Origin of the sequence: Actinomadura sp. NEAU-AAG7 (genome assembly GCF_018603865.1) — a bacterium.
Taxonomy (GTDB): Bacteria; Actinomycetota; Actinomycetes; order Streptosporangiales; family Streptosporangiaceae; genus Spirillospora; species Spirillospora litoris.
In genome coordinates this window covers 828,592-844,111 of record NZ_JAHFZY010000002.1, presented here as the reverse complement: position 1 = coordinate 844,111, position 15,520 = coordinate 828,592, and the positions used below count along the sequence as shown (strand labels likewise).

General features: G+C 71.3%; 11 protein-coding genes. 10 read left to right on the top strand and 1 reads right to left on the bottom strand.

All coding sequences use genetic code 11. The annotated features are described in order from the left end of the window. Positions 1-129: 129 nt before the first annotated feature. The 3 genes from KLI87_RS13130 to KLI87_RS13120 are packed head-to-tail and all read left to right on the top strand — an operon-like array spanning position 130 to position 3,370. On the top strand, positions 130-399 hold the full coding sequence (locus KLI87_RS13130) for a hypothetical protein (protein WP_214617144.1): 270 nt from the start codon (positions 130-132) through the stop codon (positions 397-399). Further along, on the top strand, positions 392-1,021 hold the full coding sequence (locus KLI87_RS13125) for a DUF6879 family protein (protein ID WP_156216127.1): 630 nt from the start codon (positions 392-394) through the stop codon (positions 1,019-1,021). Before KLI87_RS13130 ends, KLI87_RS13125 begins: the two co-directional genes overlap by 8 nt. Before the next feature lie 3 nt (positions 1,022-1,024). After that, entirely contained in the window at positions 1,025-3,370 is a 2,346-nt protein-coding gene (locus tag KLI87_RS13120; protein WP_214617143.1) for a tetratricopeptide repeat protein, read from the top strand. A gap of 45 nt (positions 3,371-3,415) precedes the next feature. Here KLI87_RS13120 and KLI87_RS13115 read toward each other — a convergent pair whose 3' ends face one another. Then, complete coding sequence (locus KLI87_RS13115) at positions 3,416-3,691, bottom strand: MerR family transcriptional regulator (RefSeq protein ID WP_246249696.1); 276 nt, start codon at positions 3,689-3,691, stop codon at positions 3,416-3,418. Between the two features lie 1,386 nt (positions 3,692-5,077). Between KLI87_RS13115 and KLI87_RS13110 the strand changes: the two genes are divergently transcribed. The 7 genes from KLI87_RS13110 to fxsT all read left to right on the top strand — a co-directional run bounded on the left by KLI87_RS13110 (position 5,078) and on the right by fxsT (position 15,520). Then, positions 5,078-5,929: an alpha/beta hydrolase family protein gene (locus tag KLI87_RS13110; RefSeq protein ID WP_214617142.1), complete on the top strand. Its 852-nt coding sequence runs from the start codon at positions 5,078-5,080 to the stop codon at positions 5,927-5,929. Then, complete coding sequence (locus KLI87_RS13105; RefSeq protein WP_308165988.1) at positions 5,926-6,471, top strand: hypothetical protein; 546 nt, start codon at positions 5,926-5,928, stop codon at positions 6,469-6,471. Before KLI87_RS13110 ends, KLI87_RS13105 begins: the two co-directional genes overlap by 4 nt. A gap of 107 nt (positions 6,472-6,578) precedes the next feature. After that, a complete protein-coding gene (locus KLI87_RS13100; protein ID WP_214617141.1) occupies positions 6,579-7,406 on the top strand; it encodes a VOC family protein in 828 nt (275 codons plus the stop codon). 372 nt (positions 7,407-7,778) lie between these two features. Continuing rightward, on the top strand, positions 7,779-7,958 hold the full coding sequence (locus KLI87_RS13095; protein ID WP_214617140.1) for a hypothetical protein: 180 nt from the start codon (positions 7,779-7,781) through the stop codon (positions 7,956-7,958). 17 nt (positions 7,959-7,975) lie between these two features. Next, positions 7,976-10,276, top strand: a complete 2,301-nt coding sequence (locus tag KLI87_RS41510; protein ID WP_214617139.1) for an FxsB family cyclophane-forming radical SAM/SPASM peptide maturase — start codon at positions 7,976-7,978, stop codon at positions 10,274-10,276. Positions 10,277-10,341: 65 nt separating this feature from the next. Further along, positions 10,342-11,580 carry a TIR-like protein FxsC gene (locus KLI87_RS13085; RefSeq protein ID WP_156216132.1) on the top strand — a complete coding sequence of 413 codons (1,239 nt, stop codon included), beginning with the start codon at positions 10,342-10,344 and terminating at the stop codon, positions 11,578-11,580. Between the two features lie 13 nt (positions 11,581-11,593). Continuing rightward, on the top strand, positions 11,594-15,520 hold the full coding sequence (gene fxsT, locus KLI87_RS13080) for an FxSxx-COOH system tetratricopeptide repeat protein (RefSeq protein WP_156216133.1): 3,927 nt from the start codon (positions 11,594-11,596) through the stop codon (positions 15,518-15,520).

Here is a 15,520-nt window from a genome sequence, read left to right as displayed (position 1 = left end):
CCCCGGCAGTTCGGTCGGACTTGCGCTGTATATTGCATTTATAGCGCCGAGTCCCCTGTTTGGGCTGTTGACGAATGGTTCAACAGTAAGGTAACTTTACAGTTGATCTTATTCTCCGGGGAGGCTCCGATGGTCCGATCATGGGAGGCCGATCCTTCCGCCTCGTTCGTCCGGCGGTTAGGGAAATCGGCGAAAGAACTGGACATCACCGGCGGGCGCGACGGATGCCCCGACATCTGGGAGCTCGACAACGGCGACGTGGCCGTGATCGGCCGCGACCTCACCGATTCGTACCGTTCCAGACTGCCCGGCGACGCCTCGGTCGCCCCGGACGAGCGGATCGTGATCCTTCCGCGCGGCACCCTGATCGCGGCGAAGCATGATATTCCCGATGAATAGGATCACGAGCCTCGATGATTCGCTCGGCACCCGGCTGTCACTTGAGGACTACCGCGCCGATTTCCGTGTCCGGCAATGGACCATCGGCGGCGAGGACTCCTGGAAACTGGAACGGGCCCAGCATTTCGTCGAGCCCGGTTTCCCCAGCTGGGACGCCTTCGCCCAAGGCCGGTGGGGCACGGCGCTGCGGCTGATCAGGCAGGAGCGCGAATGGCTCGCCGAGTTCTCCGCGCGGGCCGGGAGCATGGGCATCGGGCTCTACCGGGTCCGCGTGGTCGAGGAACCGATCACCCCCTACCTCCAGTGGGAGCTGCACCTGCTCAGGGAGCGCGCGCGGTGCGGTGAGCGGATCCGGGTCGTGGACGCGGGCTCGGTCGCCGCGCTCGAACGCACCGGCCCCCTGCCGGAGCTCCTGACGCTCGGCTCGTCCACCCTCTACCGGATCCGCTACGACGAGGAGGGCGCGCTCGACGGCGCGATCCGGTTCCACATCGCCCATCTCGTCGAGAGCGCCACGCGCCTGACACGCGACCTCTTCGACCGCGGCGAGGACCTCGAACCGTTCTTCCGCAGAAGGGTCGCCGACCTGCCGCCGCCCCGCCGGGGCGCGCTCACCGGGTGAGCGGTGGACGACCCGTCCGCCCGCTCCGAGCTGTCGGCCGGTGACGTCGGCGGTGTCGTGCAGGCGCGCGACATCGGCGGAGGCGTCCACTTCCACCGGCCGCACAGCGGCGCGCCCCTGCCCCGCCAGCTGCCGGGCGACGTGAACGGCTTCGTCGACCGGTCCGCCTACCTCGACCAGCTCGACCGGACGCTCGCCGAGCGGCGCCGGAACCCGGTCACCCTGGTCGTCGGCACCGCCGGGGTGGGCAAGACGTCCCTGATCGTCCATTGGGGGCACACCAGGCGCGAGCACTTCCCCGACGGCCAGCTCTACGCGAACCTCCGCGGGCACGACGCGGCCGACCCGGTCACGCCGCTGCGCGTCCTGGAGGGCTTCGTCTCGGCGCTCGGCGTCCCCCGCGAGGCGATCCCCTGGGACGTGGACGAATGCGCCGCGCTCTACCGGTCCCTCCTCGCCGACCGGCGGACGCTGGTCGTGCTCGACAACGCCGCCACGGCGGCGCAGGTGCGGCCGCTGCTCCCCGGCGCGGCGGGCTGCCCCGTCCTCGTGACGGGGCGCGGCATGCTCGCGGGCCTCGTCTCCAGGGACGGCGCCGACCGGATCACGCTCCGGCTGCTCTCCGAGCCCGACGCCGTCACGCTGCTGCGGGAGGCCGGGCTCGCCTCCCGCGACGACCCGCCGGAGAACCTGGCCGAACTCGCCAGGTCGTGCGCCTGCCTCCCGCTGGCCCTCCGCGTCGCCGCCGAGCGCGCCATCGCCCGTCCCTGGACGCCGCTGCGCGAGATGATCGCCGAACTCAGGGGCACCTCGGGGCTCCTCAGCGACGGCGACACCGACGCTATCCAGGCGGTGTTCACCTGGTCCTACCGGAGCCTGCCGCCTGACGCGGCGCGCCTGTTCAGGGCGCTGTCGCTGCACCCCGGCCCGGACTTCGGCCTCCCCGCGGCGGCGGCCCTCGCCGGGGCCGGCCCCGGGGCCGTGCGCGACCCCCTCGACGTGCTCACCGGTGCCCATCTGCTCGAACCGGGTCCGGCGGGCCGCTTCCACTTCCACGAGTTACTGCGGAGCTATGCCATGGACAGATCCAGGCGGCAGGACGAGCAGGGCGAGCGGACCCGGGCGGTACGGCGGATGCTGACCTGGTACCTCTACACGGCCGACGCGGCACAGACATGGATCAACCCGCAGGAGCGGAGCGTCCCGCTGCCCCGGGCCGAACGGGAGGTCGAGCCGCTGGCCTTCGACTCCTACGACAGCGCGGTGCGCTGGTACGAGCGCGAACGCGCCAACCTGGTCGCGGCCACCCGCGCCGCCGCCGACAGCGGCCTGCCCGAGCACGCGTGGAAGCTGTCGGTCGTCCTGCGCAACATCTACATGCGCTTCAACCCGTTCGAGGACTGGGTGACGACCAGCCGGATCGGCCTGGAGGCGGCCCGCACGGCGGGGGACCGCCGGGGCGAGGCCGACCTGCTGGAGAGCCTCGGCATGGCCTACACCCAGTCCCACGAGCTGGCGAAGGGCGCCGAGTCGCACGGCGCCGCGCTCTCGATCCGCCGCGAGACCGGCGACAGCGAAGGCGAGGCGCTCTCACTCAACGACCTGGGGCTCGTCCACCTGCGGAGCCGGCGCCTGGACGAGGCGCGCGCCCTGTTCGAGCGGGGGACGGAGATCTGCCGGGAGCTGAACGACCCGCACTGGGAGGCCGTCCTGGCCGCCAACCTCGGCGAGGCCCGCGCCGAACTCGGCGAGCTGGACGCGGCCGAGGCCATGGTGGAGCACGCCCTCGCCCTGTTCCGCGACCGCGCCGAACAGGGCGGCGAGGGCAACGCCCTCCGGCTGCTCAGCATGATCCGCCGAGCCCGCTCGGACGCCCCGGGCGCACTGGACGCGGCGAACCGCGCCGTGGCGATCGCCCGGACGTCCCGCAACCCCGCGTGGGAGGGCTACTGGCTGCTGGAACTCGCCAGAGCGCAACGCCTGGCCGGGGACGCGCCGGGCTCGCTGTCGAACTGCGAGCGGGCGATGGAGCTGCAACACGGGCTGGGGGACCGCGTCCGCGAGGCCCTGGCCCGGGACGTCGCGGGCGAGGCGTGCCGCGACCTGTCCCGCCTGGAGACCTCCGAGACCTACCACCGCGCGGCCGCCGCGTCCCTGCGCAGGTACGCCGACAGCCGCTGGCCCCTGTCGCTGGCCCTGGACAACCTCGCGACGACCCTGACCTCCCAGCGCCGCACCCCCGAGGCCCACGCCACCTGGGCGGAAGCCCTCCGCCACCTCGCCTCCTTCACCGACCCGAAGGCACAGGCCCTGCGCACCCGGATGGAGCACTCCCTCTCCGCTCCGTGACCCCGCGGCGAGCCCGGCCGAAGACCGGGAACGGCCAGGGGCGGCTCAGTCCCGCTCGGGGGGCCGGTCGAGGCGCTCCTGGAGCCGCGCGTTGATGCGCTGGGCCTCGGCGAGCTGGTCCTGAAGGATGATGATGCGGCAGGCCGCGTCCAGCGCGGTGCCCTCGTCGACGAGGTCGCGGGCGCGTTGTGCCAGGCGCAGTTGGTAGCGGGAGTAGCGGCGGTGGCCGCCGGACGAGCGCTGCGGGACGAACAGCTTGGCGGCGTCCAGGCCGCGCAGGAACCCCGGCGTGACACCGAGGATCTCGGCGGCCCGGCCCATGCTGTAGGCGGGGTAGTCCTCATCGTCGAGCTTGTCGTCCAGGCCGCCGTCCGGCGCCGGATCGGCCTCGGTGTCCGGGGCCGGGTGGGAGCCGGATCGAAGCGGCTGAGGTGGTCTCATAGATCCTTCCGTGCTGTCGCCGGGCGGACATGCCCGGATCCGCCGGGGAACGCCGACGGGCCCCGGCGCCGCGAGGCGGCACCGGGGCCATGAGGTACAACACCATCTACCCGGCCCTGTGGCCGGTTCCTATCCGCACCAGCCGCCCGAGGCGGGGGTGCGGGGATCGCGAATGCGTGACCGTAGACCACCGTCCAATCTGTGGGGCTGCGGTACCCGCGCGGCGTGACTGGAGCCTGCGACGGGCGATCCCGATGGCGTCGAATCCCTCCCTTCGAATGTTCCCTACCTGCACTAACCGTGTTTCCTGCGATGTTGCGACTTGCCTTCACGCTGTCGGCGGCCCGTTGGCCGCCGGGCGCGCGGCCCGCTGTCGGAGTCCCTTCCACTGCGTCGACCCCGGCACGCCGGGCGCGCGCCATCCATCTCTCCGGGCAGTTCGTCCTCTGCCGCGTCCCATGGACTTGTTCCTCTTCGATGACAGGAACACTACCCCACCCCGTCCCAAAAATCTACCTCGATCAACATAGGTTTTCGGAGATCGGCTGATGCGGTTGTCTGTCGTGGGCGCGCCGGACCCGCGTCCGGCCGGTTTCACTGGCTCAGGGACGACGTCCGGGCATGGAAGCGGTGGCCCCGCCGCACTGGGTAGACGACCTTCTACTGGGTCGCCTGGTCCAGGTTCTCGGCGCTCTGGCGGATCCGTTCGGTTATGGAGGTGGGGCGCTCCCGAGGTCGGATTGTGACGGGGTGGGTGCGGAGGGTGGCCGTAGGTGGCCATCGGGGGCGCTTTGGGTGGTGAGTGGGGGGCGTTGAGCTTGGGGGATTGGTGGGTTGTCCTGGTTTCTGGGTGTCCTCGCTCGTGGGGGGCCGGGGCACTAGTTTCGGGTGGCCATGAGGACGCGCGCGGATCGCCTGGTCGTTGTCGCCGGTGTTGTCTCGTTGGCCGTGTTTCTGCCGGCGGTGATACTGGCGCTCGTCCTGGCCGGGGTGGGGTTCACATCCGGGACGGAGGGGGCGGCGCGGAACGAGGCGGTTCCTTCGTTCGGGCCGTTGGTCGAGGCGAAGGGGGCCGCGCCTCGGCCCAGGTCGTCGGGGGGTGCGCCTCGGCCCTCTCCGGTGCCGGGGCGGCCTTCTCGGGTGCTTGGGTCCAAGCCCTTTCAGGTGCGGGTGCCCCGGTCTTCTGATCTCGGCCATGATGTGAAGCAGCAGGGGAAGCGGCCTTCTTTGCCGGGTGGGGGATTTGTCGGGGCTGATGACGGTGCGGTGATCACCCGGGTGGTGCGGGTGGGGGCGTTGCAGTTTGATTTCTCGGTCGCTTCTCCGGCTTTGGGCGCGGTCGTGTGGACGCGGGTGATCGTGCCCCGGGGGTGGGAGGCCCGGCGGGCGTGGCCGGTCGTGTACGCCTACCACGGGGGCAACAACGACTACACGTCGTGGACCAAGGACTCCGACATCGCGCGGGTCGCGGCATCCTCCGGGGCCATGGTCGTCATGCCCGAGGGCGGTTGGAACGGGTTGTACGCCAACTGGTGGAACGGTGGTCGGGGCGGTGTTCCGAAATGGGAGGACTTCCACATCAAGGAGGTCATCCCGTTGATGGAGCGGAATTTTCGGGCGGGGACGAGCCGGGCCGCGATCGGGGTCTCCTCCGGCGGGCTGGGCGCGGTCACCTATGCCGAGCGGCATCCGGGGGTGTTCAGGTATGTCGCGTCCTACAGCGGGGCGCTCAACATCACCGCGCCTGGAATGCCCCTTGTTCTGACCTTGGTGAACGGCACCGATGTCTGGGGCGATCCGTTCCTCGATCGTGAGAACTGGCGGGCGCATGACGCGGCCGTCATGGTGGCGCGGTTGAGGGGCGTGGGGGTTTATGTCTCCTCAGGGGACGGGCGTCCCGGGCCTTATGACGCCCCCGACACCCCGCCCTGGGACGGGGGCCGTATCGGTGAGCAGATCTCCGGGGGGATGAACGGCGGTTTCGTCCGGGCGGCGGGGGAGGCGGGCGTTCCCGTCACCGCGCACCTGTACGGTCCGGGCATGCACAACTGGAAGTACTGGAGGCGCGAGCTGGCCCTGAGCTGGCCCGCCCTCACCGCCGCCGTCGGCGCCCGGTGAAGGGGTTCGCGCGGCGGGAGTTCCAGCTCGTCCTGCTGCGGCGCATGGCCGACTACCAGCCCGGCATGGTGGAGGAGGCGATGCGGGCGCTCGGCGCGTCCCGTACGGAGATGCGGGAGGTCAACGCGCGCTGGCAGCGGATCGTGCGGTCGCGGACGTTCCCGCGCGGGCGGCGCGGGTACGAGGCCGTCCTCGGCCCGGGGGAGAGCGGGACGCGGCGGGTCGGGGACGTGGCGTGCGAGGTCGCCTCGTGGCCGCCGCTGCCGCTGTGGCCGGGCCTGCGCTTCGAGGTCATGCTGGCGCCGGACGGTTCGGTCATGCAGGAGTGGCTCGTCCGCGCGGAGGGGGCGCCGCCGGAGACCGTCGAGGACCTGGTGCCCTGGTCGTGCGTCGTCGGCGACCTGGACGACCGGCTCGGCACGGTCGTCCACCGGGACGGGGACGCGCCCAGCCGCTGGCAGGCCACGATCTCCACGCCCGACGGTTCCACTTATGTCGCCCATTTCGTATGTGGACTCCTCCAGAGCGTGGTCGCCGTCTGATTTGGCGAACGTTTTGGTGATCTTGGCGAATTCCCACACGGGCACCGCCGCTGGTATTGCGTCCGCCTTCATAGCGTGGTGCCCATGTGCGTTGGGAAGGGCCGCCGATGCCGGAGGTGACCGAGTACGCCCACGGCGCTCCGTGCTGGGCGGATCTGGCCACGCCGGACCTCGGCGTGTCCATGGGCTTCTACCGCGCACTGTTCGGCTGGGGCTCCTACACGCTGACCATCGCCGCGACGGGCGATTACGAGGTGTTCACCCACGGCGGCCCGGAGGGGCCCACGGTCTCGGGGATGCAGCCCCTCGCCGACGACACCGAGCCGCCCTCGTGGACGTGCTACGTCCACACCGATGACCTCGACCGCACGTTCCGCGCGGTGCTGGACGCGGGCGGTACGGCGCTGGTCGAGCCCGTCACCGTCGCCAACCTCGGACGCATGGCCGTGTGCGTCGACTCGCAGGGCGCCGACTTCGGCATCTACCAGTCCTACGACCACCGGGGCGCGGACGTGATGGACGAGACCGACGCGCTGTGCTGGATCGAGCTGTGGTGCCGCGACACCGAGGCCGCCAAGCGCTTCTACGGCGCGGTCTTCGGCTGGACGGGCGCCGACCGCGGCTTCGACCGCTGGAACGTCGCCGACCGGGTCTACCGCCCCTCGGTCTACACCGACTGGCTGCTGGGCGACCGTCCGCTCGCGGGCATGCTGCCGATGGACGGGTCGTCCCAGGCGCACTGGATCCCCTATTTCTGGGTCACCGACTGCGACTCGGCCACCGGTGAGGCGGTCGACCTCGGCGCCGTCACCGAGATCCCGCCCAACGACGCCGTGCACGGGCGGTTCAGCGTCGTGGCCGACCCCACCGGCGCCCGCCTCGGCCTGTTCACCCCGAGCGAGGCCGTCAGGGAGAGCGTGCGGGCGCGTTCATGATCCGCCGAGTCCCGGGCGATGCCCGAAAAGTAGGGAATAGTCGGATTATGCAAGATTCCCAGGAAAGCCGGTGGCCGTGTGAAGAAATCCGCACTTCTCAGCCGTGTCCGGCTGTGGCCAGCGGCTTCGGCAACCCGAGTCCGACAATCGCCGTCAAACCGCACACGACCGCCATCGGGGGAAGTGAATGGTCGAGTACTCTGTAACTTTCGCCGTTCCACCGGTAGAATTCCTGGCGCCCGGCGTGGCAGCGCATGCGCCTGGATTTCGATCACATTGAGTTATTGGCACTGCGCAAGTCTGGCCTGGATTGCCCGTACGCAGGTCGCGTACGGTCGTTGCATACCGTCAAAGACGACTGGATGGACGAACATGAACAATCTCCTGGAAGTTGACGCGCCGGGGCTCAAAGATCTGCACGACCTCACCCTGGACGAACTCGCCTCCGACGGCGAGGCGGCCCGCATCGTCGCCCGCCTGACCCGCGCCGACGGGCCGGAGCGCGAGGGATCGGACCCGGTCCGAGTGGCGGCCTTCAACTCCTTTATCTAGATTAACAGAGAACGAACGTGCCAACAGGCAGCGTGTTCCGCCAATTCGTGCTCAAGGTGCACAGCAGATGCGATCTGGCATGTGACCACTGTTATGTGTTCGAGCACGCGGACCAGAGTTGGCGCGGCCGTTCGAACGAAATGGCCGTCGCGACCATGGCGCAGGCGGCCCGGCGGATCGCCGACCACGCGGAGCGGCACGGCCTGGCCGAGGTCGGCGTCATCCTGCACGGGGGCGAACCGCTGCTCGCCGGGCCGGCGCACCTCGCCGACCTGATCGCCGCCCTTCGCGTCCCGCTGGAGCGGGTCTGCCGCGTCGACCTGCGCCTGCACACCAACGGCGTGCTGCTCGACCGGCGGTTCTGCGACCTGCTGCGCGCGGAGGGCGTCCGGGTCGGGATCTCGCTGGACGGCGACCGGGAGGCCAACGACCGGCACCGCCGCTACCGCGACGGGCGCAGCAGCTACGACAAGGCCGTGCGGGCCATCGAGCTGCTCCGGGCCGAGTACCCGGAGCTGTACTCGGGCATCCTGTGCACCATCGACGTGGCCAACGACCCCACGGCGGTCTACGAGGCGCTCGTCTCCCACGGGCCGCCGGCGATCGACTTCCTGTGGCCCCACCACACGTGGGACCGCCCGCCGCCCCGGGCGTCCGCCACCGCCTACGCCGACTGGCTCGCCGTGATCGCCGACCGGTGGCTCGCGGACGGCCGTCCGGTGGCGGTGCGGATGTTCGACTCGATCATCAGCACCGGGCGTGGCGGCGCGAGCTTCACCGAGTCGCTCGGCCTGGAGGCCACCGACCTGCTCGTGGTGGAGACCGACGGCGAGTACGAGCTGGCCGACTCGCTCAAGACCGCCTACCAGGGCGCCCCCGACACCGGGATGGACGTGTTCGGCCACGCGGTCGACGACGTCGCGGACCACCCGGGCATCCGCGCGCGGCAGGGCGGCACGGCCGCGCTGTGCGAGAAGTGCCGGGAATGCCCGGTCGTCTCCACCTGCGGGGGCGGCCTGTTCGCCCACCGCCACAGCGAGGCCACCGGCTTCGCCAACCCCAGCGTCTACTGCGACGACCTGCTCGCGGTGATCCGGCACGTCCAGCGGCGGACCACCCGGGCCTCGCAGGAGCTCTCGCTGGACACGCTGATGTCGCTGGCGACCGGCTACGGCGACCCGCCCGCGATCGCACAGCTCAAGTCCGCCCAGACGACCGGAAACCGGACGCTCATCGCGCGCGTCGGCGGCCGGACCGCCCCCTCGGAGGCGTGGACGCTGCTCAACCGCATCGGATCGGCCCACCCGGAGGCGCTCGACTCCGCCCTCGCGCACCCTTACATCCGCGCCTGGGCCGTCCACCGCCTCCGCAAGTCCGGCGACCTCGCGTCCGGGCCGGGCGGGCACGCCCTCCCGCCGGGTCCGCCCGATGACGGGCTGCTCGCCACGGTCGCGTGCGTCGCGGCCGCGCGAGCGGGGGTCGCGGCCACGCTGACCGTGCCCGTGCAGGAGGGGGCGATCTACTTCCCCGCCGTCGGGCGCTACGAGGTGCCGGGCCGCACGAGCACGACCGTCGAGGTCGGTGACGGCGAGCTGCACGTGGCGAACGCCGAGCGGGTGGAGTACGTCCGCTACCTGACGGCCGGGACGTTCAGCGTCGCGCTGGACGACCTCGACCCGTTCCGCGACTGCCACGACTGGCCCGCCGCCGGACGGCTCGACCAGCGGCGCTTCGAGGAGTGGCAGGCGGCGTTCCAGGACGCGTGGGCGCTGCTGGAGAAGCAGTACGCCGAGTACGCGCCCTCGATCACCCAGGCGCTGACCACGATCGTCCCACTGGAGGCGCCGGGCGGGGGGCGCAGCGTCAGCTCGGCCGCGCGGGACGCGTTCGGCTCGGTCGGCATCGCGCTGCCGGAGAGCCCCGCGCTGCTCTGCCTGCTGCTGCTACACGAGTTCCAGCACGTCAAGCTGGGCGCGGTGCTGGACTTCGCCGACCTGTACGACCGCCACGACGACCGCACCTACCACGCGCCCTGGCGCGCCGACCCGCGTCCGCTGGAGGGTCTCCTCCAGGGCACCTACGCGCACATCGCCGTCGCGGACTTCTGGCTCAGGCGGACGCGGTCTCCGGAGCCGGCGGACGAGGCGCTGCGCCATTTCCATGATTGGTATCCGAAGACGCTGGCGGCGACCCGCACCCTCCAGACCTCCGGCGCGCTGACGGGGCTCGGAGAGCAGTTCGTCGCGAGCATGCGCAGAACCCTCGAATCATGGCCCGCACCAGAGGAATACCAGGCGGTACGCACGACCGGCACCTGAGGCGTCGCCGAGACGCCCGCCGAGCTCCCGGTAAAAGTACACATCCGTGACGTTGTTTCGGGTCGATGAATGCCGCTATACAGTGGTGTGACCTGGAAGGGAGCGGCATGCCGGGCAGGATTCAGCCGGATGAACGGCGGCCCCACTTCTTCTTGAGTTATGCCAGGTCGCGCTACCGGCCGGAGGAATCCGACCGCTGGGTCGTGAAGTTCTACAACGATCTCTGCACCGATCTCGGGCACGCCACGGGCACGCAGAATCCGGGATTTATGGACAGGCAGATTCCGGCCGGCAGCGAGTGGCCGGATCTTCTCGCGGACGCGCTGGCGAACTGCCGGATCTTCGTCGCGCTGTTCTCGCCCGCCTACTTCGTCAGCGATTACTGCGGGAAGGAGTGGGCCGCCTTCATGAAGCGCTACCAGGGGCAGTCCGCCGGCCTCGCCCGCCCGTCGGCGATCATTCCCGCGATGTGGACGCCGATGGGCCTCAAGGAACTGCCCGACAGCGTGCGGACGATGCAGAACGTCCCGCCCGCCTTCCCGCCCGCCTACGAGGCGGAGGGCCTCTACGGGATCATGAAGCTGGGCCGGTTCCGCGAGCAGTACAAGGAGACCGTGCTGCGGCTCGCGAACCTGATCAAGGAGCGCGCGGCCGAGTGCGCGCTGCCCTCCAGCCCGGTCCCGACGCTGGAGACGCTGCGCAGCGCGTTCGCCGGGGACCCGCCGGACGCCCGCCGCCCCGCGGTGCGGCTCACGCTCGCCGCGCAGACGATCGGCCAGCTCCCCGAGGGCCGGGGCCCCTACTACTACGGCCAGACGACCCGCGAGTGGACGCCCTACCGGGGCCCGGACCACACCACCCCGATCGGCAGGTTCGCCGAGGAGATCCTCGGTGAGCTCGGCCACCGCGCCGAGGTCAAGGGCGTGGACGAGGGGCCGCACGAGCCGGGGGAGGCGCCGAACGTGCTGCTCGTCGACCCGTGGGCGGCCCGGGACGAGGGGATCGGCAAGCGGCTCCGGCAGATCGACCGCGACCCCGTCACCATGATCGCGCCGTTCAACTCCGGGGACGCCGAGACGGCGGCGGCGTCGGCCGAGCTCACCGAGGAGCTGGACGAGGCGCTGCCGAGGAGCGGCGCGCTGCAGGGCTCGGCCAAGCACGTCTCGTCCGCGGGCGCGTTCCGCAGCGCGCTCCCGAAGGCCGTCAACGAGGCCATCACCCGCTACCTGAAGACGACCAACGTCCATCCGCCCCGGACCCCGCCGAGCATGGGCCGTCCGACGCTGCAAGGGCCCGAGTTCTGAGGCGAGGAGAACCATGACGAACGATGGCACGATCGTCACCTTCTACTCCTACAAGGGCGGGACGGGCCGCACCACCGCGCTCGCCAACGTCGCCTGGATCATGGCGGCGGCGGGGCACAAGGTGCTCGTGGTCGACTGGGACCTGGAGTCGCCCGGCCTGCACAAGTTCTTCCACCCCTTCCTGGACCAGAACTTCGTGTCGGCGACGCCCGGGGTCATCGAGATGCTCACCGACTACGCGTGGGCGGCGACGACCAAGCACGAGACCGCCGAGCAGGACTGGCACCTGGAGTACGCGCGCATCCTGCGGCACGCGGTGACGCTGGAATGGGACTTCCCGGGGGAGGGGACGCTCGACTTCGTCTCCGCCGGACGCCAGAACCGCGACTACTCCTCGCTGATCACCAGCATGGACTGGGACAACTTCTACGACCGGCTCGGCGGCGGGCAGTTCTTCGACGCGCTGCGCGCCGACATGCGCCGCAACTACGACTACACGCTGATCGACAGCCGCACCGGGCTGAGCGACATCGCCGACATCTGCACCGTCCACTTCCCGGACGTCCTCGTCGACTGCTTCACGCTCAGCGACCAGAGCATCGACGGCGCCGCCGCGATCGCCGCGCACATCGACGAGCGCTACCGCGAGCGCGGCATCCGGATCCTGCCCGTCCCGATGCGGATCGAGTTCGGCGAGAACGCGAAGGTGGAGGCGGGACGCGCCTACGCCCGCGCGCGCTTCGACCGCTTCCCGAGCGGGATGACGCAGCAGCGGGCGAACCGGTACTGGCTGTCGGTGGAGATCCCCTACCGGCCCTACTACGCGTTCGAGGAGACGCTCGCGACGTTCGGCGACGCGCCCGGCTCGCCGAACTCGATGCTGGCGGCGTTCGAGCGGCTCGCCAACGAGATCACCGAGGGCCGCGTCGCGGGCTACCCGCCGATCCCGGAGGAGCTGCGGACCAGCACGCTCGAACGGTTCACCCGGCGCGGGCCGTCGGAGGTCTCGGACGTCCTCATCAGCTACGTCTCCGAGGACCGCCCGTGGGTGGACTGGATGGCGCTCGTCCTCGGCCGCGCCGGGTTCCGGGTCGTCACCCGCAGCGTCGACACCGGGCCGCAGGAGCCGCCCGACGACCGGACCGCCGCCGGGCACACGATCGTGCTGATCTCGCCCGCCTACGTCGTCTCGCAGCGGGCGCAGCGGGCGTGGGACGCGCTCTCGGGCCGCGCCAGCGCGCCCTACCGGCGGCTGACGACGGTCCGGGTGCTGGACGCGCCGCTCAGCCTGGGCTTCAACGGTCCCGTCCCGCTCGACCTCACCGGCCTCGGCGAACGCGAGGGCGCCGAGGCGCTCGTGCGCGCGCTCGGACGGCCGGGGCAGAACGTCGAGTACCCGGCGGAGCAGTCGCGGGTCGGGCCCCGCTACCCCGGCGCCGCCCGCACCGCGCCGCCGATCTGGAACGTCAACCGGCGCAACGCGGTGTTCACCGGACGCGGCGGCCTGCTGGAGGAGCTGCGCGACCACCTGCTCGGCACCACCCAGCGGATCGTCCTGCCGCAGGCGCTGCACGGCCTCGGCGGCGTCGGCAAGACGCAGGTCGCGCTGGAGTACGCGCACCGGTTCAAGGCCGACTACGACCTGATCTGGTGGGTCAGCGCCCAGTCGCCGGACTCGATCCGCGGCGGGCTCGCGAGCCTGGCCGAGCAGATCGGGCTGCGCGTCGGCGACAGCATCGCCGACGCCGCGAACGCCGCGCTGGAGGCGCTGCGCCGCGGCGAGCCCACCTCCCGCTGGCTGCTGGTCTTCGACAACGCCGACAACCCCGAGGAGCTGAAGAACCACCTGCCCGGCGGCGACGGGCACGTGATCATCACCTCCCGGGACCCGGCGTGGACGCAGTTCGCGCAGCCGCTCGCCGTGGACGTGTTCACCGAGGAGGAGTCGGCCGCGCACCTGTTCCGCCGCGTCCAGGAGATCTCCGACGACAACGCCCGCGCGATCGGGACGGCGCTCGGCTACCTGCCGCTCGCGATCGAGCAGGCGGCGGCGTGGCTCGCCTCCACGTTCATGCCCGCGGGCGAGTACCTGGAGGCGCTGGAGAACGAGACGGCCTCCACGCTGGCGCTCAGCACCGAGGCGTTCTCCCAGCCGGTCGCGATGACGTGGAACGTCACGTTCCGGCAGCTCCGGGAGGCGTCCCCGGCGGCGGCGCGGCTGCTGGAGCTGCTGGCCTTCTTCTCCTCCGTGCCGATCTCCCTCGACCTGATCTACAGCGAGGAGACCGCCGAGGTGCTGGCGCCCTACGACGAGACGCTGCGCGACAAGCTCGTGCTCGGCAAGCACGTCCGGGAGATCAGCAGGTTCGCGCTGGCGCGGGTCGACCAGGGCAACAACGCGATCCAGGTGCACCCGCTCGTCCAGACGGTGATCCGGCACGGCATGCAGGACGACCCGGACCTGACCGAGGAGACCTGCCACGACGTCCACCGCATCCTGCTCGGCGCGCGGCCCAAGCACGGCGACACCGACGACCCGGCCAACTGGCCCGCGCTGGACGAGATCCTCCCGCACGTCCAGACCTCGCGGGCGGCCGAATGCGACGAGGAGAACGTCCGGCAGATGCTGACCGACCTCATCCGCTACCAGTGGAAGCGCGGGAACTTCGAGAGCGCGATGGAGGCGGGCGAGGAGCTGACCGCCGCCTGGCAGGGCAAGCTCGGCAAGGACCACTGGCAGTGGCTGTTCCTCCAGTCGCAGATCGCGAACGTGCTGCGCTCCCAGGGCGACTACGCCCGCGCCTACGCGCTCGACCAGGATGTGATGAACCGGCAGCTCAGCTCGCCGACGCTCGGCCCGGCGCACCCGCACACGCTGATCACCGCCGGGAACCTCGCGGCCGACCTGCGCGCGATGGGGCGCTTCCGGGAGGCGCTCGACCTGGACATCCGCACCTACGAGCAGGCGCCGGGGCCGTGGGGGGAGGAGCATCCGCGCACGCTGATGGTCGCGCACAACCTCGCCATTGACTACCGGCTGAACGGCGACCCCGCCAGCGCGTTCCGGTTCGACACCGACAACTTGAACCAGCGCCGGGCCGTGCTCGGCGACGACCACCCCTACACGCTGTTCTCCGAGGCGAACGTCGCGCGCGACCTGCGGGAGGCGGGCCGCTACGAGGAGTCGGTCACGATCCTGCGCGATGTCTACCAGCGGTACCTGGACGTCCTCGGCGACCAGATCCTCGACACACTGCGCACCGGCAAGAGCCTCGCGGTGTCGCTGCGCAAGGCCGGGCGCGCCGAGGAGGCGCTCGCGCTGGCCGAGGAGACCTACGCCCGCTACCAGCGGCACTTCCCCGAGTCGCCCGACACGCTGCCCGCCGACCTGGAGGTGGCGGCGGGCATGTCGGCGCTCGGCGACAAGGTCGGCGCCCGCGACCGGGTCCGCGCCGCGCTCGCCAAGCACATCGCCCAGATGGGCGAGGACCACCCCTACACGCTGATGATCGAGAACAACCTCGGCTGCTACCTGCGCGGCGCCGGGGACCTGGACGAGGCGCGCGAGCGCGCGACGCGGGTGGTCACCGGGCTGGAGGCGCAGCTCGGCCCCGAGCACCCGTTCGTGCTGTCGGCCACCGTCAACCTCGGGAACTGCCTCGGCGACCTGCGGCGCTTCGCCGAGGCCGAGGCGCTGGAGCGGGGCACGCTGCCCAGGCTGGTGGGGGTCCTCGGCGAGGACCACCCCGACACCAACGTGTGCCGCGCCAACCTGTCGGTCACGCTGGAGGGCATGGGACGGACGTCGGAGGCGAGCGAGCTGCGCAGCCGCGCCGCCAGCGGGCTGCTCGTCCTGGCCGAGCACGGCCCGCACCCCACGCTCGCGGACGCCCGCGCGGGAGTCCGCATCAACCGCGACCTGGAACTCCAGCCCGTGTAG